We start from the raw sequence: 22,031 nt of genomic DNA, 5'->3' as shown, positions 1-22,031 counted from the left end.
CGGCAGACGGACGCCGACCGACGATCGGCCACAAGCCAGAGTGCCACGAAGCGCGGACATTCGTATCCCCCTGAGGGCGGACCTTCGCTCACAGCGAACCACTTGCGGCGCGATCAGCCCTTTTCTGCACCGGGGCGAGAAAGACGACCCACCCCTTCGACACTGTCCGCCCGCCCATGCGGCGCGGACGGACTGAGCCCGAGGCCTCAGAACAGCGGCGGCTGCGGCACGTAGTCGCGGGCCGGGGCCCCCGCGTCCGGCGGCAGTTCTGCGAGGGTGGCGGGCTGCCACTTCGGGTTGCGGTCCTTGTCGACCAGCTGCGCGCGGATGCCCTCGACCAGGTCGGGGTGCTCGTTCACGAACCAGAGCACCCGCCGGTACTCCCCTTCCAGCGCGGCGCGCAGGCCGGGCAGATCGCGGGCTTCGCGCACGGCGTCGAGCGTCACGACCAGTCCGGTGGGTGCGAGGCCGTCCAGCAGGTCGGCGACCGCGGCGGCCTCGGGAGTGCCCTGCGCGTGCAGGCGCTCCAGGATCTCGGGAACGGTCGGCGCGGAGAAGGCCTCGTCGATCCAGGCGCGCGATGCCGGGAGGGTCGAGGGCTCGGGGGTCTCGTCGAACAGGAGCACGATCTCGCTGGGGCTGGTGGGGTCGGCGCGGTGGGCGAGCGCGTCGCGCAGGGCGTCGAGGCGGTCGGACGGCACCACGTGGTCGGCGAACCCGAGATAGACCGCGTCGGCTGCGCTCATGCTCGCCCCGGTCAGCCCGAAGTACTCGCCGAATCGGCCCGGCGCGCGGCCGAGCAGCCAGGTGCCCCCGACGTCGGGGGTGAAGCCGATGCGCGTCTCAGGCATGGCGAGCTTGGAGCGCTCGGTGACGATGCGGATCGCCGCGTGCCCCGCGAGACCGATGCCGCCGCCCATCGTGATGCCGTCGGCCAGGGCGACGACGGGCTTCGGGTACTCGGCGATCATCGCGTTCATGGCGTACTCGGCGCGGAAGAACTCGGCCGAGCGTTCCGGGTGGCCGGAGACGATCTGCTCGTGCAGCCGGCGTACGTCGCCGCCCGCACACATGCCGCGCTCCCCCTCACCGTCGATCAGCACGATCTGCACGTCGGAGTCGTCGCGCCAGGCCACCAGGGCCCTGGTGATCTCGGCGATCATGTCCTCGTCGAGGGCGTTGATCGCTTCCGGCCGATTGAGCGTGAGCCTTCCGAGCGCTCCTTCCGTGCGGACGAGGACACGGGGGGCGGCAGAGGTATCGGTCACGGGTGCCAGGCTACCTTCTCACCAGGGGTGGATTTCCGCACAGAATGCGGGTTCCGAGGCGGTTTTCCGGCAGGATAGGGGGAACTGTTCATCGCGACGAGAGGTGCCGGATGCCTGAAGGACAGGTGCTCGAGTTCACGAATGTGACGAAGCGCTTCAACGAGGTGACCGCCGTCTCCGACTTCTCCGCCCGCGTCGAGCCCGGCGCCGTGACCGCCTTCCTCGGTCCGAACGGCGCAGGGAAGACCACGACCCTCCGCATCCTGCTCGGTCAGGTGCGCGCGTCGTCGGGAACCGCCACGATCGGCGGCGTCGCGTACCCCGAACTCCGTCAGCCGCTGCGCACGATCGGATCGGTGCTGGAGGAGACGGTGTACCGTCCGCGGCGCACCGCGAGCCGCCAGCTGACGATCGCCGCGAAGGCGAACGGCATCCGCCTCTCCCGCGTCGACGAGGTCCTGTCCCTCGTCGGGCTCGATGACGAGGCCGACTCCCGCATCGGCGGATTCTCGCTGGGCATGCGGCAGCGGCTGAGCGTCGCCCATGCGCTCCTCGGCGACCCGGGTGCCCTGGTGTTCGACGAGCCGGCGAACGGCCTCGACCCGGAGGGCATCCGCTGGATGCGCCTGTTGATGCGTCGCCTCGCCGACGAGGGACGCACGGTCCTGGTGTCCTCGCACGTGCTGAGCGAGATCGAGCAGGTCGCCGACCACGTTCTGGTGCTGTCGAAGGGCCGCCTGGTGCTGTCCAGCGGCATCGAGACCCTGGCCGACCCCGCGGCGGGCTCCGTGGTGGTGGACGCGGTGGACCGTGACGGTCTCACGACCGCGCTGTCGGCGGCGGGCTTCGACGTGGAGGTGCTGCGCGGCGGGCTGACCGTGCGCGGCGGCGACGCGACCACGGTGGGCGCTGTTGCGGCCGATGCCGGCATCGCCCTCAGCACGCTGGTGCAGCGCGGCCCGACACTGGAAGACGTCTTCATCGACCTGATGCGCGGCGGCCGCTTCGGCACGACCTCCGATGCGACCACGGCGCTCGACACCGCGGGGACTCGCGCGGAGGGTCCGGGAACGACCCCCGACGCGGATGAGACGGCGGGTGCGGATTCCGGGATCGCGGGTGCCGGGATCGCCGCTTCGGCCCTGGCCGCCGGCGGTGCGGCCGCGCTGGCCGATGACCTCACCCCGGAGACCCGGCCCGAGTCGTCGCACGCCGACGCGGAGGACGACGGGCAGACGCACGACGCGCAGGCATCGGCCGGCGCTGACACCGCCGCAGACGTGGCGCAGGACCCGTCGGCCGACGTGACGGTGGCCCAGGTCTCGGCGACGACCGGACCGGTGGCCGTCGTCGCCGTGGAGGAGGACGTCCGTCCTGTGACGATGGAGGACGCCCCGTCGATCGACGAGGGCAGCTCGCCCTCGGAGGCGGATACCTCCCCTGCACGCTCCTTCGACGAGATCCTCTTCGGGGGCGCGGCAGCGGCTCAGGACGACGAGCCGACCGATCGCCCGACGCGGCGCAGCCTCGCGCAGCTCTTCGCGACCACGCAGGACGCCGAGCACACGGACGACTCCAGCGTCGACCCGTCGCCGGAGGGCGACGCCGACTCCGCAGCGACCGAGCGTGCGGCGGACGAGTTCTCGGACGACCAGGCCACGACGGACGCTTCCGGAGAGGCTGCGGCGACGGACGGGTCCCACGCGGGCGGTGCCGCGGAGGCCGACGGCGCCGCGGACGACGCCCCCCAGAACGAGGATGCCGCGGACGAGTCCTCGAGCGGGTCCGGCTCCGACGACTCCGCTCTCGACGCGGACGCGGACGCGGATTCCCCGGCCGATGCCGCGGCCGAGGACGGCGAGTCGAGCGACGCGGGCGACCGCACCGATGACGAGACCGACGAGGACCACGCGGGTATCGAGTTCTTCGCCGAGCTGGACGGCACCGAGGGCGATAACGCGCTCGATGAGGCTCCGGCCGACGACCAGGGCAGCGATCATGAGACCGACGCCGACGCCGACGAGGCCCAGCCCGACGCGAGCGCCGCGGATGCTCCCGCTGAAGCGCACGCCGACGAGGCCGCGGCCGACGAGACCCGGGCAGACGAGACGGACGACGTGGAGGACGACCCCCGCGCCGCCGCCGTCAGCTCTCTGCTCTCCGCAGCCGCTCGCGCGTACTACGAGGACGAGCCGCGCGACTACCCGCTGAGCACGAGCGCGAGCGCACCGGAGCCCTCCGTCGCCGCGGAACCGCGGACCGAGGGAGCGCACTGGAGCGTCGCGACGACCGGCGTGATCGACACGGTTCCGCTGGCCGCGCACACCGCGACGGACGCGCAGGACGAGACGCACTCCGAGCCCGAGAACGACCAGCCTGGCGATCTGCCCGCTCACGAAAGCGGCAGCGGCGACGACCTCGACAGCGACGGGCCGGAGCAGGGCGAGGAGCAGGCGGATGCTGCCGCCGACCCGCACGAGCACGGCGAGGGCGAGAGCCACGAGCACGTCGAGGGCGAGAGCCACGACCACGGCGAGGGCGACGACCACCGTCACGACGAGGGCCACGAGCACCGCGACTGAGCACGAACACACGACGCCCTCCCGGCTGCAGCCGGGAGGGCGTCTGTGGTTCGTGGGTGCTCAGGCCGGGCGCGGACGGATCACCGGCCGACGGCTGCCCTTGGAGACCGGGCTCGGTGCGGTCGCGACGATCTCCTCGACGCTCGCTGGCTCGTCGGACACCTCGAGTCGCAGCGCCTGCGTGAGCGCGAGGCCGTGGCGTGTGGTGAGAATGAGCCGGTTGTACTGCGGGTCGCCCTCGAGATCGATCACGACGCTCGGGCGGCGCCGCCGGATGAGCACGAAGTCGAGGCTGCCCGCGGCTTTCCAGCTGCCGGCGGCGAGCACACCGGGGATGTGCGTCCCCGGGTTCGGCACGCCGCGCAGCCACGTCCAGGCGTCGTCCGTGAGCTGCACCTTGGTGATCGTCTCGCGCGGGATGCGGACGTTCTCGCGGTGGAAGGTGGCGCCGCGTTCGATGGGCGAGAGCACGACTTCGAGTTGCGTCTGGTCCAGCAGCAACGTCACCATGCCCATTAGTCTGCCAGCGCAGCGCTCCCGGTTGGCTGGAAGTTGCTCACAGGAAAGCAACGATCCGTTGTCGGGTTCGGCTCATCGTCGGTACTGCCCGCCGGCGCGGAGCCGCCGTGCGATCAGGGCCTGGCGTCGGCTGCGGCTGCCGCCGCGAGCGGCAGTGCGGCCTCGATGCGCTGCAGTTCCTCGTCGCCGTGGGCGGCCGTGAGGAACCACGCCTCGAACACACTCGGGGGAAGCGCGACGCCGTTCTCGCGCATCGCGTGGAAGAAGGCCGCGTAGCGGTACGACTCCTGCGCCTGCGCCTCCGCGTAGTCGCGCGGGACGGAGGCGCGGAACGAGGCACTGAACAGGTTGCCGGCCGCCGCGACGGCGTGGGTGACTCCGGCGTCGCTCAGAGCCGCATCGAGGGCGGCCGCGACGCGGGCGGCCGCGGCATCGACCGTGGCGTAGACCTCGGGCGTCGCGAGGCGCAACGTGGCCACGCCCGCCGCGACCGAGAGCGGGTTCCCCGACAGCGTGCCCGCCTGGTACACGGGCCCGAGCGGGGCCAGCAGGTCCATCACCTCGGCCCGTCCGCCCAGCGCGGCGAGCGGCATCCCGCCGCCCACGACCTTGCCGAACGTGATGATGTCGGGAAGGTAGTCTTCGCCCGCGGCGGCCTGCAGTCCCCAGAACCCCGCGGGGTGCACCCGGAAGCCCGTGAGCACCTCGTCCAGGATCATGAGTGCACCGTGGGCGTGCGCGGTGTCGGCGATCAGGCGGTTGAAGCCGGGAAGCGGCGGCACCACGCCCATGTTCGCCGCGGACGCCTCCACGATCACCGCGGCGATGCGCTGGCCGTGCTCGGCGAACACGGCGGCGAGAGCCTCCGGGTCGTTGTAGCGGATCACGAGGGTCTGCGCGGCGATCGGCGCCGGCACCCCGGCCGACCCGGGCAGCGCGAGCGTGGCGACGCCCGATCCCGCCTCGGCCAGCAGCCCGTCGGAGTGGCCGTGGTAGTGCCCCGCGAACTTCACCAGCAGGTCGCGGCCGGTCGCGCCGCGGGCGAGGCGGATCGCGGTCATGGTCGCCTCGGTGCCCGTGGACACGAGACGCACGCGCTCGACCGGCCGGATATCGCCGAAGCGCACCCGGTCGGCGATCAGGGCCGCCAGCTCGACCTCGCCCTCGGTCGGCGCGCCGAACGACAGCCCGCGCGCCGCGGCCTCCTGCACGGCGGCGACGACCTCGGGCTGCGCGTGCCCGAGCAGCGCAGGGCCCCACGATGCCACCAGATCGACATACTGCCGACCGGCCGCATCGGTCACGGTCGCGCCCTTCGCCGAGGCCAGGAACCGCGGGGTTCCACCGACCGAGCCGTAGGCGCGCACGGGCGAGTTCACCCCGCCGGGGATCACGGCGCGGGCAGCGGAGAACAGGTCGTCATTGCGGTCGGTCATCGAAGCTCCTCGGTGATGCGCGGAGCTCTCCCGGGCATCCCTTCCAGGCTAACCCGCCGCACCGACGCCGGAGTCCGCGCCGAGCGCCGCGGTGACGTCAGCCGCGCAGCCAGCGGGCGGCCTCGGTCGCCCAGTACGTCAGCACCGCGTCGGCGCCCGCACGACGGATCGACAGCAGCGACTCCGACACCGCCGCGCGGCGATCGATCCAGCCGTTCGCCGCAGCCGCCTCGATCATCGCGTACTCGCCGGACACCTGATACGCCCACACCGGCACGGTCACCGCATCACGCACCTCGCGCAGCACGTCGAGGAACGCCATCGCCGGCTTCACCATGACGATGTCCGCACCCTCCTGCTCGTCGACCAGGGCCTCGCGCACACCCTCCCGGCGGTTGCCCGGATCGAGCTGGTACGTGCGCCGGTCGCCGGTGAGCTGAGAGTCGACGGCCTCGCGGAACGGACCGTAGAACGCACTCGCGTACTTCGCCGCGTAGGCCAAGATCAGCGTGTCGGTGAAGCCCTCGGCGTCGAGCGCCCGGCGGATCACGGCGACCTGGCCGTCCATCATGCCCGACAGCCCGAGCAGCTGCGACCCGGCGCGCGCCTGGGCCAGCGCCATGGAGGTGTAGCGCTCGAGCGTGGCGTCGTTGTCGACCGAGCCGTCCGCTGCGAGCACACCGCAGTGGCCGTGGTCGGTGAACTCGTCGAGACACAGATCCGTCTGCAGCACGAGCGCGTCGCCCACCTCGGTCGCCAGTGCCTCGGTCGCGACGTTCAGGATGCCGCGCGGGTCGTCCGCACCGGAGCCCACGGCGTCACGCACCGCCGGGACGCCGAACAGCATGACGCCGCCGACGCCGGCCTCCGCCGCCTCGACCGCCGCTGCCCGCAGCGAGTCGAGCGAGTGCTGAGCCACACCGGGCATCGAACCGATCGCCGCGGGCTCGGTCAGGCCCTCGCGCACGAACAGGGGCAGCACGAGCTGTCGCGGCTCGAGCGAGGTCTCCCGCACGAGGTCGCGCACGGCACGCGACTGGCGCAGCCGACGGAGGCGGATGTCGGGGAAGCTCACGGCGCGAACTCGTCTGCCGCGTGCGGAAGCGTGAACTGCGACACCGCGTCGATCAGCGCGTCGATGGTCTGCCGATCGGCCACGACCGACACCGGCAGTCCCGCCCGCTCCGCGTCCTTCGCGGTGCGCGGGCCGATCGCGGCCAGGAGCGTCTCGTCCGGGATGTCGGGGAACTGCTCGCGCACCTGCTCCGCCACCGAACCGCTCGTGATGAGGATGGCGTTGATACGGCCGTTCTCCACATCGCGACGGATGCGCTCCGTGACCGGCACGCCCACCGTGCGGTACGCGACCACACCGTGCACGTCGTGTCCGGCCTCGGACAGCATGATGCTCAGCACCGGCTTGGCGATCTCGCTGCGCAGCGCCAGGATGCGCCGCGGCTCCCGCTCCAGCGCGATCAGCTGCTGCGCCATGCCCTGCGCCGAGTTGTCCTGCTCGGGAACCAGGGCCACCTCGTAGCCCACGGCCTGCAGCGCCGCGGCCGTGGTCTCCCCCACCGCCGCGATCTTCGTGGACTTCGGCACGACCGCCCGGTGGGCGAACAGCACGTCGACCGTGGTCGCGCTCGTCACCGTCAGCCAGTCGAACTCACCGGCCGCCAGCTGCTCCAGCGCACGGTCGAGCGTGGCCTGATCCGTCGTGGGGGCGAAGTTGATGAGCGGCGCGACGACGGGCACGGCGCCCAGGGCGCGCAGGCTCGCAGCGACGCTGTCGCCCCAGGGCCCGCCACGGGGCACGAGGATGCGCCAGCCGTCCAGCGGTCGGTCCTGCTTGGTTTCGGAAGTGGTCATGAGGATTCGGGGTGCTCTCGGGGGACGAGGTCGGCCGCCCCTTGATCGAGCAGCCGACGGGCAACAGCGAGCCCGAGCTCGCGCGCTGCGTGCATCGGGCCTGCACCATCGGCAGTATCCGCTCCATTGCCACTGCCGTTCCGACGAATATACTCCCCGTTCAGGGCTTCCGTGACGTCGAGACCGATCCGTCGACCCCCGTCCGGGGCGTACACGACCGTCCTGACGCGGATCTCGGCCCCTTCGACACGGGCGTGAGCCGCCATGGGGGCTTGACAGCCGGCGTCGAGGCCCTCCAAGATAGCCCGCTCCACCGTGACGGCCAGTCGGGTGTCGTGATCGTCGAGCGTCGAGAGCGCCTCGAGCAGCTCGGCCGGCGCGTCCGCCCTCGTCTCCACCGCGAGAGACCCCTGGCCGGGCGCGGTCGGCCACTCCGCGAGCCCGAGCTCCTCCCGTCGCAACGGCGAATCCGCCCCGAGGCGAGAAAGGCCGGCCGCGGCGAGAATGACCGCATCGAGCTCGCCCGAGGCCACGCGGGCGAGCCGCGAGTCGACGTTGCCGCGGATGTCGACGACCTCCGCGTGCGGCGCCCGACGTCGCACCTGCGCGATGCGACGCGGAGCCCCCGTGCCCACGGTGCTGCCGGAACGCAGCTCGTGGAGAGGCACGCCGTGGCGCGTGAGCACCACGTCTCGCGCGTCCTCGCGCGGCGGCGTCGCCGCGATGACGAGGCCGTCCGGAACCGCGGTCGGGAGGTCCTTGAGGGAGTGCACGAGGAAGTCGCAGCGATCCGCGAGCAGGGCCTCGCGCAACCGAGTGGCGAAGACGCCCAGGCCGCCGATCTCCGACAGGGACGCCCGGTTGGTGTCCCCCTCGCTGGTGATCGGGACGAGTTCGACAGGCCGGCCGGTGACCTTCTCGAGGGCGGCGGCGACATGACCGGACTGCGCCTGCGCGAGCGCGCTGCGTCGGGTGCCGAGACGGATGGGGGTGCTCATGGCGCGGTTACTGCAGCACGTCGGCGATCTCGTCGAACCGCAGGCGGCGCCCCGTGTAGAAGGGCACCTCCTCCTTCACGTACAGCCGCGCGTCGGTGTAACGGAGGTCACGCATCATGTCGACGAGGTCGGTCACGTCATCGGCCTCCATCGGCAGCAGCCACTCGTAGTCGCCCAGCGCGAACGCCGCCACCGTGTTGGCGATGACGCCCGTGAACGCGGCGCCCTTGCGGCCGTGGTCGGCGAGCATCGCCCGACGCTCCGCCTCCGGCGCCAGGTACCACTCCGGCGTGCGGACGAACGGGTACAGGCACAGCCAGTCCTTCGGCTCGACGCCGCGGAGGAAGCCGGGGACGTGCGAGCGGTTGAACTCCGCGTCGCGATGCACACCCATCACGTTCCACACCGGAAGGAGTGAACGCAGCAGTTCGGTGCGACGCAGGCGTCGGAGTGCCTTCTGCAGTTCCTCGGCGGTGTCGCCGTGCAACCACACCATCAGGTCGGCGTCGGCCTTCAGCCCGGAGACGTCGTAGAAGCCACGGACCGTGACCCCGGAGTCTTCGATGTGCGAGACGATCGTCTCCAGTTCGGTGGCGTCGTTCTCCGTCACGGGAACGTCGGGATGACGTCGCCACACAGCCCAGAGGGTGAAGCCGGACGGGTTCTCTTCGCGCACTTCGGACATAGTCCCAGTCTGCCCCTTTCGCCGAGAAGCCCCTAATCAGGGGAATACCACGGCGTCGGGCGCGACGTCAGCGCGCGATGGCCCGAGCGATCGCCCACACGGCGCCGCCCACGGCCGCCGCGATTCCCACGGCAGCGGCCACCGCGGCCACCGGGTTGCGGTCCGCGAACGCCCGTGCCTTGACGGCGGCACGCGCCGACGCCTTCTCCACCCGGCGCGGGATGTTGCCCTTGACCTCGATCGCGGCGAGCGCCGCCTTCAGCTCGGCGCGAGCCGAAGCGACGGGAGCGACGATCCCGGCGGGGACGGCAGTGCGCGGCAGCGACTCAGGCGTGCTCATCGCCGGCCTCCTTCACGATTCGGATGTCCTCGGCCACGGCCTGAGCGGGGTTCTGGCGCTTGAGCACCTTGCGGAACTTGAGGATGCCCAGCAGCGCGAACAGCAGCACGGCCAGGATGAGGATGCCGAAAACGACGATCGCCGACAGCCACACCGGCCACCACGACGACAGACCGGCGATCGCGAACACCAGGATCACCGGCACCGCCCAGAACAGGAAGAACAGGGCGACGAGGAACCAGACCGATCCGATCCCCGCGTCCTTCGCCGTACGGGAGACCCACGCCTTGGCGGCGTCGATCTCCGCCTTGACGAGGTTCGTGACCAGTTCGGGAAGATCCCCGAGCAGGGTCAGCAGACTGTCGTCGGCGCGATCCCGGTAACCGCGGGGCATGTCAGTCGCCGGACTTCTGCGCGGCCGGCTTGGTGGCGGGCTTCTTCGCCGCGGGCTTCTCCGCCGCGGCGGCGCGCTCCTTGACCTCGTCGACGGCGTCCTCCGCCGCCTCCGAGACCTCCTCGGCCGCTTCCTTGCCCGAGGCGATCACGGCGTCGAGCTTCTGACCCGGGGTGCCATCGCCCTTGACCGACTTCACGATCTTGACGGCACCGGTCCACACCGCGCCCGGCACCGCGGCCGCCTTGTCGCCGACGAAACCCTTGACCTTCTCGACCCGCTCCTGGACGGGGTCCGTGTTCCAGACCTTGAGCCACTGCGTCCGGATCTGCTCGTAGCGCTCACGTCCGGCACGGGTACCCAGCACGTAGCCGACGCCGAGTCCGACGACGAGTCCGATCTTCCCCTTCATGGGGTCTCCTCACGTTGTTCCGGCGGTGGTCGTCCGGTTCGGACGCCGATCGCCGACGTTCCCGCCGCGATCAGGTACCCAGCGTAACCCCGTATGCCGATTTCGGCATCAATCCCGGAGAGGGTTGACACGGGGCGGTTCGTCGGTTTTGCTTCCGGCCCTCGTGCGGGCGATGCGCGTGACCGATCAGTCCCAGAGGAGCGCGCGACGGAGCCCGTCGGCCGCCTCCGTGGCATCGGGCACCACCTGCGCGAGCCCGGTTCCCGCGACCCAGGCGCCCACGACCGCAAGCCCCGGCACCGCCTGCACCGCCTCCCGCGCGGCACGGCGCCGCTCCCCGGAGCCGATGATGGACGCGGGCTGAGACTGCACGAACCGACCGCGGTGTCCGGCGAGGACCTGCTCCGGAGCCAGCGGCACCCCGAGCAACGCCGCCGCCTCGCGCCGCGCGAGATCGATCGCGGCGTCGTCGTCCAGGGCAGCGGTGACCGCGGGCTCCCCCTGCGCGCCGAACGACACCCGCACGACCTCCCGGTCGCCCGCCGCCTCCTGCACCCACTCCCACTTCGCGGTCGAGTGCGTCAGTGCCTTGGCCGTGTGGCTCCCAGGAACCGTGAGGACCCCGGTCCCGCGGGGCACGGCACGCAGGGCCGGGGCGTCCAGCAGCAGCGTGACGATCTCGATCTCCGGCGACGCCGCCGCCTCGGCTCGTGCAAGGGCCGGCACCGCGGTCAAGAGCAGCGCGCGCGCCACGGTCTCCGAGGTCGCGACGATCACCGCGTCCGCGCGCAGCAGCTCCTCGCGCGGCTCCTCGACCTCGGGCGCCGACTCCGCGATCGGGACCTCGGCCTCGGGCGGCATCGCGGCCTCGATCCGCCAGCCGTCCGCCTCGCGCGCGACCGAGTGCACCCGCACCCCCGTGCGCACGGTCGCTCCGAGCTGCGCGAGATCCTCGGCGAGCGCGTCCACCAGCACGGTCATACCGCCGCGGAGACCCTCGACCGCCGCACCAGGAGCCTTCGCGCCGCGCGTACCGCCGTCACCCTTCAGCGCCAGCACCGCGCCGGACAGTGAGCCGACGCGGGTGAGGGCGGCGTTCAACCCCGGGGCGGCCACGTCGATGTCCACGTCGTCGGGCGAGGCCGAGTACACCCCCGTCGTGACCGGGGCGACCAGGCGGTCGCGCACCTTCGCACCCATGCGGGAGGCGACGAGCCGTCCGAGGCTGAGTTCGTGGCCGATCGTCAGCGGGGGCCGGACGCGGTCGAGGTACGCCCGCCAGGCGCCGGACCAGCCGATGATGCGCCGTACGTCGTCCTGGAACGGGTTGCCGGGGATGCCGAGGATGCCGCCGACCGGAAGCGGCGCCGCCCCGCCCCCGGGGAGCCCGGCGAGCCAGGCACCGCCCGCGCGCGGGGGCACGACGCGATCCGCGAGCCCGAGCTCGTCGACGAGGGCTCGCACGTGGCCGCCTCTGGTCGCATAGCTCTCGGCCCCCGCATCGAGTGCCACGCCGTCGAGCTCCACGCGGCGGAGGGCGCCACCGAGCACGTCGGTCGCCTCGAGCACGGTGACCCGCATGCCGACCTTAGCGCACTCGCGCGCGGCGACGAGACCGCCCATGCCGCCGCCGATCACCACGACCTGCTTCTCCGCGGCGCGCGCGGCGAGGTCGGCCGGCTCGGCCGCGGACGGGTGGGCACCGGAGGGATCAGGGCTCATGCCGTCCATCCTTCCACCGCGGCCGGGAGCGGCGCGGGCTCAGGCGCCGTGCACCAGCTCGACGATGCGCGTGAGCTGGTCGGGGTCGGTCTCCGGCGGCACGCCGTGACCGAGGTTGACGATGTGCCCGCGAGCCGCGCGGCCCCGCTGGAGCACGTCGCGCACGTGCGCCTCCAGCACGGGCCACGGCGCCCCGAGCAGAGCGGGGTCGATGTTGCCCTGCACGCTCGTGTCCGGACCGAGGATCGCCGCGGCCTCGTCGAGCGGGAGACGCCAGTCCACCCCGACCCCGTCGGCGATGCCGCCCAGTCGCATGTCGGCGAGGAAGGGCCCGGTGCCGACGCCGAAGTGGATGGTCGGGATGCCGATGCCGTCGAGCGCGGCCGTCGAGTGCGGCGCGACGAAGGTGCGGTAGTCCGCGGGGCTCAGCGACCCCGCCCAGCTGTCGAACAGCTGCACGACCGAAGCTCCGGCATCGCGCTGCGTCTCCAGGAACCGCCGCGACACCCGCGCGAGCCACCCGGCCAGACGGTGCCACGCCTCCGGCTCGGCGTGCATCATGCCGCGCGCCCGCAGGTGCTCCTTCGACGGGCCGCCCTCCACGAGGTAGGCCGCGAGGGTGAAGGGGGCACCCGCGAACCCGATCAGCGGGGTGTCGCCGAGCTCCGCCGTGACGATGCCGACCGCCTCCGCGATCGCCGTGCCGTCGAGCGACTCCGGGTCGATCGCCGTGATGCGGTCGACGTCGGCCGTGGTGCGCACGGGATCCGCGAACACCGGACCGCGACCGGGCTCGATCTCCACATCCACCCCCGCCAGGCGCAGCGGGATCACGATGTCGCTGAAGAACACGGCCGCGTCGACGCCGTGGCGTCGCACCGGCTGCAGCGTGATCTCGGCCGCGAGGTCGGGCGTGAGGCACGCGTCGAGCATCCGGGTCCCCACCCGCAGCTCCCGGTACTCGGGCAGCGAGCGACCGGCCTGCCTCATGAACCAGACGGGGGTCGTGTCGGGGCGGTCGCCCGTCAGGGCGCGCAGCAGCGGGGCGTCGGAGAGGGCCATGCTTCCATCCTCCCATTGCCCGCTTATGGGGCCGCCGAGTCCCCCGGTCCGAACGCTCCGGTACAATCGAGGGGTGCTGCTGTGTGTGACGGCGAGTCACAAGACCGCCTCCTTCGAACTGCTCGAACGCCTGAGCCGCACCCCCGACGACGTCGCCCCCACCCTCGTGGGTATGACGCCGTGCGTGCAGGGTGCCGTGGTGCTGGCGACGTGCAACCGGTTCGAGGCGTACGTGGAGATGGACGAGCCGGTGACCGCCGCGGGTGCGATCGGCGTCGAGGCCGTGCTCGAAGCGGTCGAGTCCGCCACGGGTGTCCCGGCAGCCGAGCTCGAGGGCGCGTACACCGTGCACTCCGGTCGTCGCGTGGCCGAGCACCTGTTCTCCGTCGCGTCCGGCCTGGAATCGGTCGTGTCGGGCGAGGGCGAGATCGCCGGGCAGGTGCGCCGGGCGCTCAAGTCCGCCCGGAAGGACGGCACCACCTCCCCCGAGCTCGAGCGCCTGTTCCAGCGCGCGAGCCAGGCGCAGCGCAAGGTCAAGAACGTCACCGCCCTCGGGCGCGCCGGTCGTTCGCTCGTGCGTCTCGCGCTCGAACTGGCCGACAGCCGCATCGCCGACTGGTCCGCCGAGCGCGTGCTCCTGGTCGGCACCGGCGCCTACGCGGCCGTGACCCTCGCGACACTGCGCGAGCGCGGCGCGGTCGACATCTCCGTGTACTCGCCGTCCGGTCGCGCCGAGATCTTCGCCGCCAAGCACGGCATCCGCGCCGTTCCCGCCGCCGAGTACGCCCGCACCGCCGCGCACTCGAGCCTCCTGATCACGTGCACCACCGCGACCGAGCCGGTCCTCGGCCCTGAGCACCTGCAGCTCCCCGTGGGGCTCGCCGCCGCCGGATGCCCGGTGGGCGCGCACAGCCGTCTCGTGGTCGACCTCGGGATGCCGCGCAACGTCGACCCCGCGGTCGCGACCCTCGAGGGCGTGGCGCTGCTCGACCTGGAGACCATCCGTCTGCACGCGCCCCTGGAGGAGCTGCAGGCCACCGACGCCGCCCGCACCGTGGTGCGCGAGGCCGCCGACACCTTCCACGTCGTGGGAGCCCGGCAGAGCGTGACGCCGTCGGTCGTCGCCCTGCGCTCGCACATCTTCTCCCTGCTCGACACCGAGATCGATCGCGCGCGTGCCCGCGGCGACGAGGACGGCAAGGTCGAGCAGGCACTGCGTCACCTCGCCGGCGTACTGCTGCACACTCCGACCGTGCGCGCCCACGAGCTCGCCGCCGAGGGCCGTGCCGACGAGTTCGCCGCCGCGCTGTCCGCGCTGTACGGCCTCACCCCCGACGCCGCCGACACCGCTTCCGCCTCGGACGCCGCCTCCGCCTGACACCGCGGCCACCCGGGATGGGACACTGGAGGCATGGCCCTTCACATCACCGGAGACACCGCCGCCGACGCCCTGCTGACCGAGAACCCGCTCGCCCTGCTGGTGGGCATGCTGCTCGACCAGCAGGTGCCCATGGAGACCGCATTCGCCGGTCCGCTCAAGATCGAGCAGCGCACCGGGGCGACCGACGCCGCCGCGATCGCGGGCATGGCACCCGAGGAGTTCCTCGAGGCGTTCCGGCAGACTCCGGCCGTGCACCGCTTCCCCGGATCGATGGCGGCGCGCGTGCAGACGCTATGCCAGGCGATCGTCGACGAGTGGGGCGGCGATGCATCCGCGCTCTGGACCAGCGGCGACCCGTCCGGCGCCGAGGTGCTCGCCCGGCTCAAGGCGCTGCCGGGCTTCGGCGAGCAGAAGGCGAAGATCTTCCTGGCGCTGCTCGGCAAGCAGTACGGCTTCACGGGTGACGGTTGGCGCGAGGCGTCGGCACCCTACGGAGACGAGGGCTCGTACCGCAGCGTGGCCGACATCGTCTCGCCCGAGTCGCTGGCGAAGGTGCGCGAGCACAAGAAGGCGATGAAGGCCGCGGCCAAGGCGGCGAAGTGAAGCCGACGGGGGACGACGTCGCGGCGCTGATCGCCCGGTCGGCCCCCGCCGTCCGCCGCCGCGACGCCGAGACCCTCACGGCACTGCTGCAACAGCTCACCGGCCGCGAGCCGCAGACCTGGGGCGCCATCATCGGGTTCGGCTCCTGCCACTACCGCTACCCCACCGGCACCGAGGGCGACAGCCCGCTGCTCGGCTTCGCCCCCCGTAAGACGGCGACGACGATCTACCTGCTCGACGGCGTGGACGCGCACGGCGAAGACCTCGCCCGTCTCGGCCCGCACACCACGGGCGTCGGCTGCCTCTACCTTCCCGACCTGGAGCGGGTGGACCTCGACGTGCTCCGGCGGATCCTGGAGCGCTCGCTCGCCTGGGTCGAGGCGGGCGGCAGCGACGGCATGCAGCTCACCGTCACCGCCTGACCGCCCCCACCGCTCCGCCCGCCCGGGCGGGGTGTGCGCGTCACGCCGACACCGCAGCCACCCCCTCCGCCACGCGCACGGTCGAGGCACCGCGACGCTCGGCCCGGCGCAGCCACCGGCGGTCGTGCGTGACCGTGACGACCGCGGCCGGGTGCTCGTCGAGCGCGTGCTCCAGCTGCTCCACGAGCTCCGGGTCGAGGTGGTTGGTGGGCTCGTCGAGCAGCAGCACGTCGAACCGGGACGACAGCGCGACCGCGAGATCGAGCCGCCGCCGCTGCCCCACCGACAGCGCCGGGAACGGACGCTCGACCTCGTCCTCCCGGAACAGACCGTGACCGAGCAGTGCCGCCCGGGCGTCGGTCGGCGGCACCGCGGCACGTCGCGCGAACACCTCCACCGCGGAGCCCGGCGCGACCTCCGTCACGTCCTGCCGCAGCCGGGCGATGCGCAGTCCGTCGCGGCGCTCGATCGACCCCGACGTGGCGGTCAGCACACCGGACAGGAGGTCGAGCAGCGTGGTCTTCCCCGCCCCGTTCGGCCCCGTCACGAGCCAGCGGTCGCCCGGTGCCAGCGACCACGCGGAGAGCGCGAGCCGTCGACCCGGATCGCGGAACTCCAGGTCGCGGACCGCGATCAGCGGCCCCTCACCCTCGCCCGCGGTGCCGTCCGGCAGCACGAACCGGAGCGGCTCGGGCGGGGGCGGCGCGGGATCCTCCCGCAGCCGGGCCAGGCGCTCCTTCGCCATGCGGATGCGGCCGACCGCGCCGTGATCGCGGCTGCGAGCGCGGAACGCCCCGTGCCCGAAGCCGTCGAGCTCCAGCTTGCGCGGGATCGCGTCGAGCCGGAACGCGTTGGTCGCGAGCAGCTCCTCGGTGCGCGCGACCTCGGCCTTCCACGCCTCGTGGCGCTCGGCCGCCCGCCGGCGCTCGGTCTCGCGTGCGCGGAGGAAGCCCGCATAACCGTCGCCGTAGCGACGGATCCGGCCCGCCTCCACCCGCACGACATCCGTGGCGAAACGGTCGAGCACGTCGCGGTCGTGCGTCACCACGATGGCCGCGCCACGGTGGGCGGCGATGCGCGCCTCCACCCAGGCGAGCGCGCGATCGTCGAGGTCGTTCGTCGGCTCGTCCAGCAGCAGCAGTTCCGCCCCGGCAGACAGCGCCACGGCGAGGGCGAGCCGCGCGCGCTCTCCGCCCGACAGCGTGGCGACCGGTCGTCGGCGGTCCACGCCACCGAGGCCGAGCTGGTCCAGGGCGGCGTCGACGCGGCGGTCCACGTCGTAGCCGCCGCGCGCCTCGAACCGGTCCTGCAGTGCGGCCACGGCGGACAGCCGCGCCTCCCGCTCGCCCGGTGTCGCGGTCGCGAGCAGGTCGTACGCGCGGTCGAGCTCGCTCTCCAGGCGGCGCAGGTCGCCCAGGAGCTGATCGATGGCCGCGGCGACCGTCGCATCGGCGGGTAACTCGGGGTGCTGTTCGGCGGAAGCGACACCGCCGGGGATCACGACCGTCACCTCGCCCGCCGTCGGGGCGAGCGTGCCGGCGAACAGGTCGAGCAGCGTGGTCTTGCCGGCGCCGTTGTCGCCGATGATCGCGAGACGGTCGGTCGGGCCGACCGCGAGGTCCACGCGATCCAGCACGACATGATCGGCGAACCGGACGCTGGCCCCACGCACCTCGCACACGCGGTGCGGGCGAACGGGTGCGGGCAGGGAAGGGGAATGGGGGAACATGAGGAGTCCTCTCCGACGGCACGCACGGTGCCGCGGGTCTGCGTCGGACGACGCGGGGGAAAACGGACCTCGATCACGTCGCCGAGCGACGCGTTCGCTCAGGACCCACCGCGGAGAAGACGTCTCGACGCGGTGTCCCGATCTAGCGAATCAGAGTACCCACGGGGAGAGACCCTAGCAGTCGCGCGCCAGGCACCGCCAGCATCGACCCGGGCTGACGCACGCGATCGCCCCCGCGCGGTCGGCACGGGGGCGATCGGGTGACGGATCAGCGGAGCCCGGCGAAGAACGCTCGGATGTCGCCCGCCAGCTCGTCGGGGCGCTCGAGCGCGGCGTAGTGCCCGCCCTCGTCGAAGCGGCTCCAGTGCACGATGTTGTCGTTGTCGCGCTCGGCGAACACCCGGATGGTCTGGAAGTCGTCCGCGAACACGGCGACCCCGGTCGGTGCGTGGTTCACGCGAGGCTCCCCTTCGGCCGCCGCGTCGGCCCTGGCGTTCTCCAGGTAGCTGCGGCTCATGCCCGAGGCCGCGTTGGCGAACCAGTTCACGCTCACCTCCAGCAGGATGCGGTCGAGCGGCACGAGCGAGGTGCCGTTGCCGAACGACGCGAACAGCTCGCTGTACGCGAGGAGGCCGACCGGGGAGTCGCTGAGCCCCACCGCGACCGTCTGCGGCCGGGAGGAGTTCATCGCGTTGTAGCCGCCCACCGACTGGAACCACTGCATGTGCTCCAGGCCGGCATAGTCCTGCGGCTCGAGCTTCTCGAACTCGGCGGGGTCGCCCGAGGGGAAGGAGAACAGCTGGAGCACGTGCAGCCCGAGCAGACCCTCCGGCGCGAGCAGCCCGAGCTCGCGGGCCACCATCGCGCCGTTGTCGGAGCCGTGGACGCCGTAGCGCTCGTAGCCGAGGCCGCGCATGAGCCGGTCATAGGCCGCGGCGACCTTCCCGACCGTCCAGCCGGCGGAGGCGAGCGGCTGCGAGAACCCGTACCCCGGGGCGTCGGGGATCACGAGGTGGAACGCATCCTCCGCGCGACCGCCGTGCGCCTCGGGGTCGGTGAGGCGGTCGATCAGGTCGAGGTAGTCGACGGCCGAGCCCGGGTAGGTGTGCGCGAGCAGCAGCGGGGTGGCGTCCTCGTGCTGCGAACGGATGTGCAGGAAGTGGATCGTCTGCCCGTCGATCTCGGTGGTGAACTGCGGGTGGGCGTTGAGGCGCTCCTGCGCGGCGGACCAGTCGAACTCCTGCCACGCGGCGATCGCCTCGCGCAGGTAGTGGTTCGGGGTGCCCGCGTCCCAGTCGTCGACGGGGGCGGCGAGGGGCAGGCGGGTGCGCGACAGGCGCTCGCGGAGGTCGGCGACCTCGGCGTGAGAGACGGAGACGGAGAAGGGGCGGATGTCGAGTGCGGTGTTCATGTCTCTGACGATAGGAGCGCATTAGGCTGGATTCGTTCCTAATGGTCGGCGCCATTTCCGGAGGTTCCGCATGGCCGATCCCACCGCGCGACTGCTGTCCCTGCTGGCCCTGCTCCAGACCGCCCCCGGGCGCTCCGGTGCCGAGCTGGCCGCGCGGCTCGGCGTCTCCACGCGCACCGTCCGCCACGACATCGAACGACTGCGCGACCTCGGCTACCCCGTCGACGCGAGCCGCGGCTCCACGGGCGGCTACCGCCTCGGCGCAGGCGGCAAGCTCCCCCCGCTGCTGCTCGACGACGAGGAGGCGGTGGCCGTGACGGTCGGGCTCCGCGCGGCCGCGGGCATCGCCGGGGTCGCGGAATCGGGCGCCCGCGCGCTCGCCAAGCTCGAACAGGTGCTCCCCGCGCACCTGCGGCCCACCGTCGATGCGCTGCGCACGATCGACCGCGCCCCGGAGAACAACGACACCGATGCGCCCGACCCCGAGGTCGACGCCGCCGTGCTGCGCGGCATCGCGAGCGCCATCCGCGCCGAGGAGTGGCTGCGCTTCGACTACCGCGGCGAACCGGTGAAGGCGGAACCGTATCGGCTGCTCACCTGGCACCGCCGCTGGTACCTCGTCGCGCGCGACCCCGACACCGGCGAGTGGGCCACGTACCGCGCCGACTGGATGGAGCTGCGCATGCCGACGCGTCGCCGCTTCGACCCGCAACCGCTGCCCGGCGGCGACTACACCGCGTTCGCGATGCGCACGATCGCCGTGAGCGGGTGGCAGGTGCACGCCCGACTGCGGATCGATGCCTCGGCGCAGGCCGTGCTCGACCGCATCCACCCGGCAGTCGGCGTCGTGGAGCCGATCGACGAGCACCACTGCGTGCTGGTCACGGGCGCGGACAGCCTCGACACCGTCGCGGCCTACATCGGCATGCTGATGATGGACTTCACCGTCGAGTCGCCGCCCGAGCTGGTGCCCCGGCTGCAGCTGCTGTCGGAGCGCTACGCCAGGGCGGTCGACGGGTCGTGACGCTCAGGGGGCCGCGCGACGGGCGCGGTCGCGGAGCGCCGGCACCCCGAACGCCAGGACGATCGCGAGCACGATGCCCCGCACGACCCACAGCCCCGGTTCCCACACCACGTCGTACCCGCCGGGCAGACCGAGGAACGCGGCGATGATCGCGCCCCACGACGCACGACCGGAGGCGTCGGTGTCGATCGAGAGCCCGCCCACGACGCTCAGCACTCCGAGGCCCACCAGCACGAGCGGCATGATCAGCGCCCGGGGCGTCGCCTCACCCCGCCGGATCAGGCGGATCACGGTGACGAGCGAGAACAGCGGGAACACGAAGAAGAACCATACGAGCGCCCCGAGCAGCAGCCCGACCACGATGAACACGGGCACCCACAGCAGCATCCACGGGCCCTCGTCGCCGACGAAGTAGTCCGGCTCCCGCAGCACCGCGACACCGAAGGCCGCGAGCGTGCCGAGCGGCAGCACCGCCAGCACCCACCACAGCACTGCCCGCGGCACGCGCTTGCGGTCTCCCAGGCGCGACATCACGAGCTGGATGATGAGGGCCGCCGCGAGCGCGGGGATGCCGAACATCGCGATCAGCGGCGCCGCGCCGTCGTTGTCACGCAGGTCGAGCAGCGTGAGGAGCATCCACTCCACGGCGAGCGCGACCAGCACGATCGCCGCGACGGGGCGCACGGGCGACGCCTCCACCCGCGCTCCGGCTCCCCCCGCCGCCGTCACCTCAGGCGCCGCGCAGCCGCTCCGCGAGGTACGCGTGCAGACCGTCGATCGGCACGCGCTCCTGCGCCATGGTGTCGCGATCGCGCACCGTGACGGCACGGTCGTCGAGCGAGTCGAAGTCGACCGTGACGCAGAACGGCGTGCCGATCTCGTCCTGGCGACGGTAGCGGCGACCGATCGCGCCGGCGTCGTCGAAGTCCACGGCCCACGAGCCGCGGAGCGTGTCGGCGACCTCCCGCGCGAGCGGGGACAGGTTCTCGTTGCGGCTCAGCGGGAGCACCGCGGCCTTGACCGGCGCGAGACGCGGGTCGAGCTTGAGCACCGTGCGGGTGTCGGTGCCGCCCTTGGCGTTGGGCACCTGCTCCTCGACGTACGCGTCGACGAGGAACGCCATCATGGCGCGGGTGAGACCGAACGACGGCTCGATCACGTAGGGCGTGTAGCGCTCGCCCGTGGCCTGGTCGAAGTAGGTCAGGCTCTGGCCGGACGCCTCGCTGTGGCTCGACAGGTCGTAGTCGGTGCGGTTGGCGACGCCCATCAGCTCGCCCCACTCCTTGCCGGCGAAGCCGAACCGGTACTCGACGTCGATCGTGCCGGCCGAGTAGTGCGCCCTGTCTTCCTCCGGCACGTCGAACTGCCGCATGTTCTCCGGGTCGATGCCGAGGTCGACGAACCAGTTCCAGCACGCGTCCACCCAGTGCTGGAACCACTCGGGCGCCTCGGCGGGCGGGATGAAGAACTCGATCTCCATCTGCTCGAACTCGCGCGTGCGGAAGATGAAGTTGCCCGGCGTGATCTCGTTGCGGAACGCCTTGCCGACCTGGCCGATGCCGAACGGCGGCTTCTTGCGGCTCGCGGTGAGCACGTTGGAGAAGTTCACGAAGATGCCCTGCGCCGTCTCGGGCCGCAGATAGTAGAGGCCCGACTCGTCGTCGACCACGCCGAGGTACGTCTTCACCAGGCCGGAGAACGCCTTCGGCTCGGTGTACTGGCCCTTCGTGCCGCAGTTGGGGCACGGGATGTCGGCCAGGCCGTTCTCGGCCTTGCGGCCCTTGCGCGCCTCGAAGTCCTCGATCAGGTTGTCGGCGCGGAAGCGCTTGTGGCACTGCAGGCACTCCACGAGCGGGTCGGTGAAGGTGGCCACGTGGCCGGACGCCTCCCACACGCGCTTCGGGAGGATGATGCTCGAGTCGAGGCCGACCATGTCGCCGCGGCCGCGCACGAACGTCTGCCACCACTGCCGGCGGATGTTCTCCTTGAGCTCGGTGCCGAGGGGTCCGTAGTCCCACGCCGACCGGGAACCGCCGTAGATCTCACCCGCCTGGAAGACGAACCCGCGGTGGCGGGCGAGGGCGATGACCTTGTCAAGACGGGACTGTTCGGCCACGGTGGCTCCAATGGTCGGATGCGGAGAACGCCCGTGAGCACGGGCACCGCCATTCTAT

Annotated in this window: 21 protein-coding genes; 5 read left to right on the top strand and 16 right to left on the bottom strand. The window is 72.4% G+C overall.

Annotated elements, in window-relative coordinates; all coding sequences use genetic code 11:
• Window positions 1–206: 206 nt before the first annotated feature.
• Entirely contained in the window at window positions 207–1,268 is a 1,062-nt protein-coding gene (locus KE274_RS06920) for an enoyl-CoA hydratase/isomerase family protein (RefSeq protein WP_211542180.1), read from the bottom strand.
• Window positions 1,269–1,378: 110 nt separating this feature from the next.
• On the opposite strand from KE274_RS06920, the gene KE274_RS06915 reads away from it, so the two are divergent.
• Window positions 1,379–3,850, top strand: a complete 2,472-nt coding sequence (locus tag KE274_RS06915; protein WP_211542179.1) for an ATP-binding cassette domain-containing protein — start codon at window positions 1,379–1,381, stop codon at window positions 3,848–3,850.
• Window positions 3,851–3,910: 60 nt separating this feature from the next.
• Here KE274_RS06915 and KE274_RS06910 read toward each other — a convergent pair whose 3' ends face one another.
• The 11 genes from KE274_RS06910 to hemE all read right to left on the bottom strand — a co-directional run bounded on the left by KE274_RS06910 (window position 3,911) and on the right by hemE (window position 13,287).
• Window positions 3,911–4,360, bottom strand: coding sequence for a hypothetical protein (locus KE274_RS06910; protein ID WP_211542178.1), 450 nt, complete (start codon window positions 4,358–4,360; stop codon window positions 3,911–3,913).
• Between the two features lie 122 nt (window positions 4,361–4,482).
• Window positions 4,483–5,805 carry a glutamate-1-semialdehyde 2,1-aminomutase gene (locus KE274_RS06905; protein ID WP_211542177.1) on the bottom strand — a complete coding sequence of 441 codons (1,323 nt, stop codon included), beginning with the start codon at window positions 5,803–5,805 and terminating at the stop codon, window positions 4,483–4,485.
• Between the two features lie 97 nt (window positions 5,806–5,902).
• Window positions 5,903–6,880 carry a porphobilinogen synthase gene (gene hemB, locus KE274_RS06900; protein WP_211542176.1) on the bottom strand — a complete coding sequence of 326 codons (978 nt, stop codon included), beginning with the start codon at window positions 6,878–6,880 and terminating at the stop codon, window positions 5,903–5,905.
• Window positions 6,877–7,674: a uroporphyrinogen-III synthase gene (locus KE274_RS06895; protein ID WP_211542174.1), complete on the bottom strand. Its 798-nt coding sequence runs from the start codon at window positions 7,672–7,674 to the stop codon at window positions 6,877–6,879. Before KE274_RS06895 ends, hemB begins: the two co-directional genes overlap by 4 nt.
• Window positions 7,671–8,672, bottom strand: a complete 1,002-nt coding sequence (gene hemC, locus KE274_RS06890) for a hydroxymethylbilane synthase (RefSeq protein ID WP_211542172.1) — start codon at window positions 8,670–8,672, stop codon at window positions 7,671–7,673. The genes KE274_RS06895 and hemC overlap by 4 nt, the downstream gene beginning before the upstream one ends.
• Before the next feature lie 7 nt (window positions 8,673–8,679).
• Complete coding sequence (gene hemQ / locus KE274_RS06885) at window positions 8,680–9,357, bottom strand: hydrogen peroxide-dependent heme synthase (protein WP_211542171.1); 678 nt, start codon at window positions 9,355–9,357, stop codon at window positions 8,680–8,682.
• Window positions 9,358–9,424: 67 nt separating this feature from the next.
• The gene (locus tag KE274_RS06880; RefSeq protein WP_211542169.1) at window positions 9,425–9,697 is read right to left on the bottom strand and encodes a hypothetical protein; all 273 of its coding nucleotides are present in this window, start codon (window positions 9,695–9,697) and stop codon (window positions 9,425–9,427) included.
• Window positions 9,684–10,091: a phage holin family protein gene (locus KE274_RS06875; RefSeq protein ID WP_211542167.1), complete on the bottom strand. Its 408-nt coding sequence runs from the start codon at window positions 10,089–10,091 to the stop codon at window positions 9,684–9,686. The genes KE274_RS06880 and KE274_RS06875 overlap by 14 nt, the downstream gene beginning before the upstream one ends.
• A gap of 1 nt (window position 10,092) precedes the next feature.
• Window positions 10,093–10,503, bottom strand: a complete 411-nt coding sequence (locus tag KE274_RS06870; protein WP_211542165.1) for a hypothetical protein — start codon at window positions 10,501–10,503, stop codon at window positions 10,093–10,095.
• A 186-nt stretch (window positions 10,504–10,689) separates the two neighbouring features.
• Window positions 10,690–12,225 (bottom strand): protoporphyrinogen/coproporphyrinogen oxidase, encoded by a 1,536-nt coding sequence (locus tag KE274_RS06865; RefSeq protein WP_211542163.1) that lies wholly within the window; start codon window positions 12,223–12,225, stop codon window positions 10,690–10,692.
• A 39-nt stretch (window positions 12,226–12,264) separates the two neighbouring features.
• Window positions 12,265–13,287: a uroporphyrinogen decarboxylase gene (gene hemE, locus KE274_RS06860; RefSeq protein ID WP_211542161.1), complete on the bottom strand. Its 1,023-nt coding sequence runs from the start codon at window positions 13,285–13,287 to the stop codon at window positions 12,265–12,267.
• Window positions 13,288–13,360: 73 nt separating this feature from the next.
• On the opposite strand from hemE, the gene KE274_RS06855 reads away from it, so the two are divergent.
• The 3 genes from KE274_RS06855 to KE274_RS06845 are packed head-to-tail and all read left to right on the top strand — an operon-like array spanning window position 13,361 to window position 15,693.
• Entirely contained in the window at window positions 13,361–14,665 is a 1,305-nt protein-coding gene (locus tag KE274_RS06855; protein ID WP_211542159.1) for a glutamyl-tRNA reductase, read from the top strand.
• 33 nt (window positions 14,666–14,698) lie between these two features.
• A complete protein-coding gene (locus tag KE274_RS06850) occupies window positions 14,699–15,271 on the top strand; it encodes an HhH-GPD-type base excision DNA repair protein (protein ID WP_211542157.1) in 573 nt (190 codons plus the stop codon).
• Window positions 15,268–15,693 (top strand): DUF1801 domain-containing protein, encoded by a 426-nt coding sequence (locus KE274_RS06845; RefSeq protein ID WP_211542154.1) that lies wholly within the window; start codon window positions 15,268–15,270, stop codon window positions 15,691–15,693. Before KE274_RS06850 ends, KE274_RS06845 begins: the two co-directional genes overlap by 4 nt.
• A gap of 40 nt (window positions 15,694–15,733) precedes the next feature.
• On the opposite strand, the gene KE274_RS06840 is transcribed toward KE274_RS06845, so the two are convergent.
• Together KE274_RS06840 and KE274_RS06835 are read right to left on the bottom strand one after the other, a co-directional pair.
• A complete protein-coding gene (locus KE274_RS06840; RefSeq protein WP_439957713.1) occupies window positions 15,734–17,374 on the bottom strand; it encodes an ABC-F family ATP-binding cassette domain-containing protein in 1,641 nt (546 codons plus the stop codon).
• A 316-nt stretch (window positions 17,375–17,690) separates the two neighbouring features.
• Window positions 17,691–18,833 (bottom strand): epoxide hydrolase family protein, encoded by a 1,143-nt coding sequence (locus tag KE274_RS06835; protein WP_211542149.1) that lies wholly within the window; start codon window positions 18,831–18,833, stop codon window positions 17,691–17,693.
• A gap of 70 nt (window positions 18,834–18,903) precedes the next feature.
• On the opposite strand from KE274_RS06835, the gene KE274_RS06830 reads away from it, so the two are divergent.
• Complete coding sequence (locus tag KE274_RS06830; protein WP_211542147.1) at window positions 18,904–19,857, top strand: helix-turn-helix transcriptional regulator; 954 nt, start codon at window positions 18,904–18,906, stop codon at window positions 19,855–19,857.
• Window positions 19,858–19,860: 3 nt separating this feature from the next.
• On the opposite strand, the gene KE274_RS06825 is transcribed toward KE274_RS06830, so the two are convergent.
• Both KE274_RS06825 and KE274_RS06820 read right to left on the bottom strand, forming a co-directional pair.
• Complete coding sequence (locus KE274_RS06825; protein WP_211542145.1) at window positions 19,861–20,541, bottom strand: hypothetical protein; 681 nt, start codon at window positions 20,539–20,541, stop codon at window positions 19,861–19,863.
• Window positions 20,542–20,587: 46 nt separating this feature from the next.
• Window positions 20,588–21,973 (bottom strand): glycine--tRNA ligase, encoded by a 1,386-nt coding sequence (locus tag KE274_RS06820; RefSeq protein ID WP_211542142.1) that lies wholly within the window; start codon window positions 21,971–21,973, stop codon window positions 20,588–20,590.
• Window positions 21,974–22,031 lie beyond the last annotated feature (58 nt).

The sequence above is a fragment of the Microbacterium paraoxydans genome, from assembly GCF_018224615.1.
GTDB classification, from domain to species: Bacteria; Actinomycetota; Actinomycetes; order Actinomycetales; family Microbacteriaceae; genus Microbacterium; species Microbacterium paraoxydans_B.
Note: the sequence above shows the minus strand (reverse complement) of the source record. Positions and strands in the feature narration are given on the sequence as shown.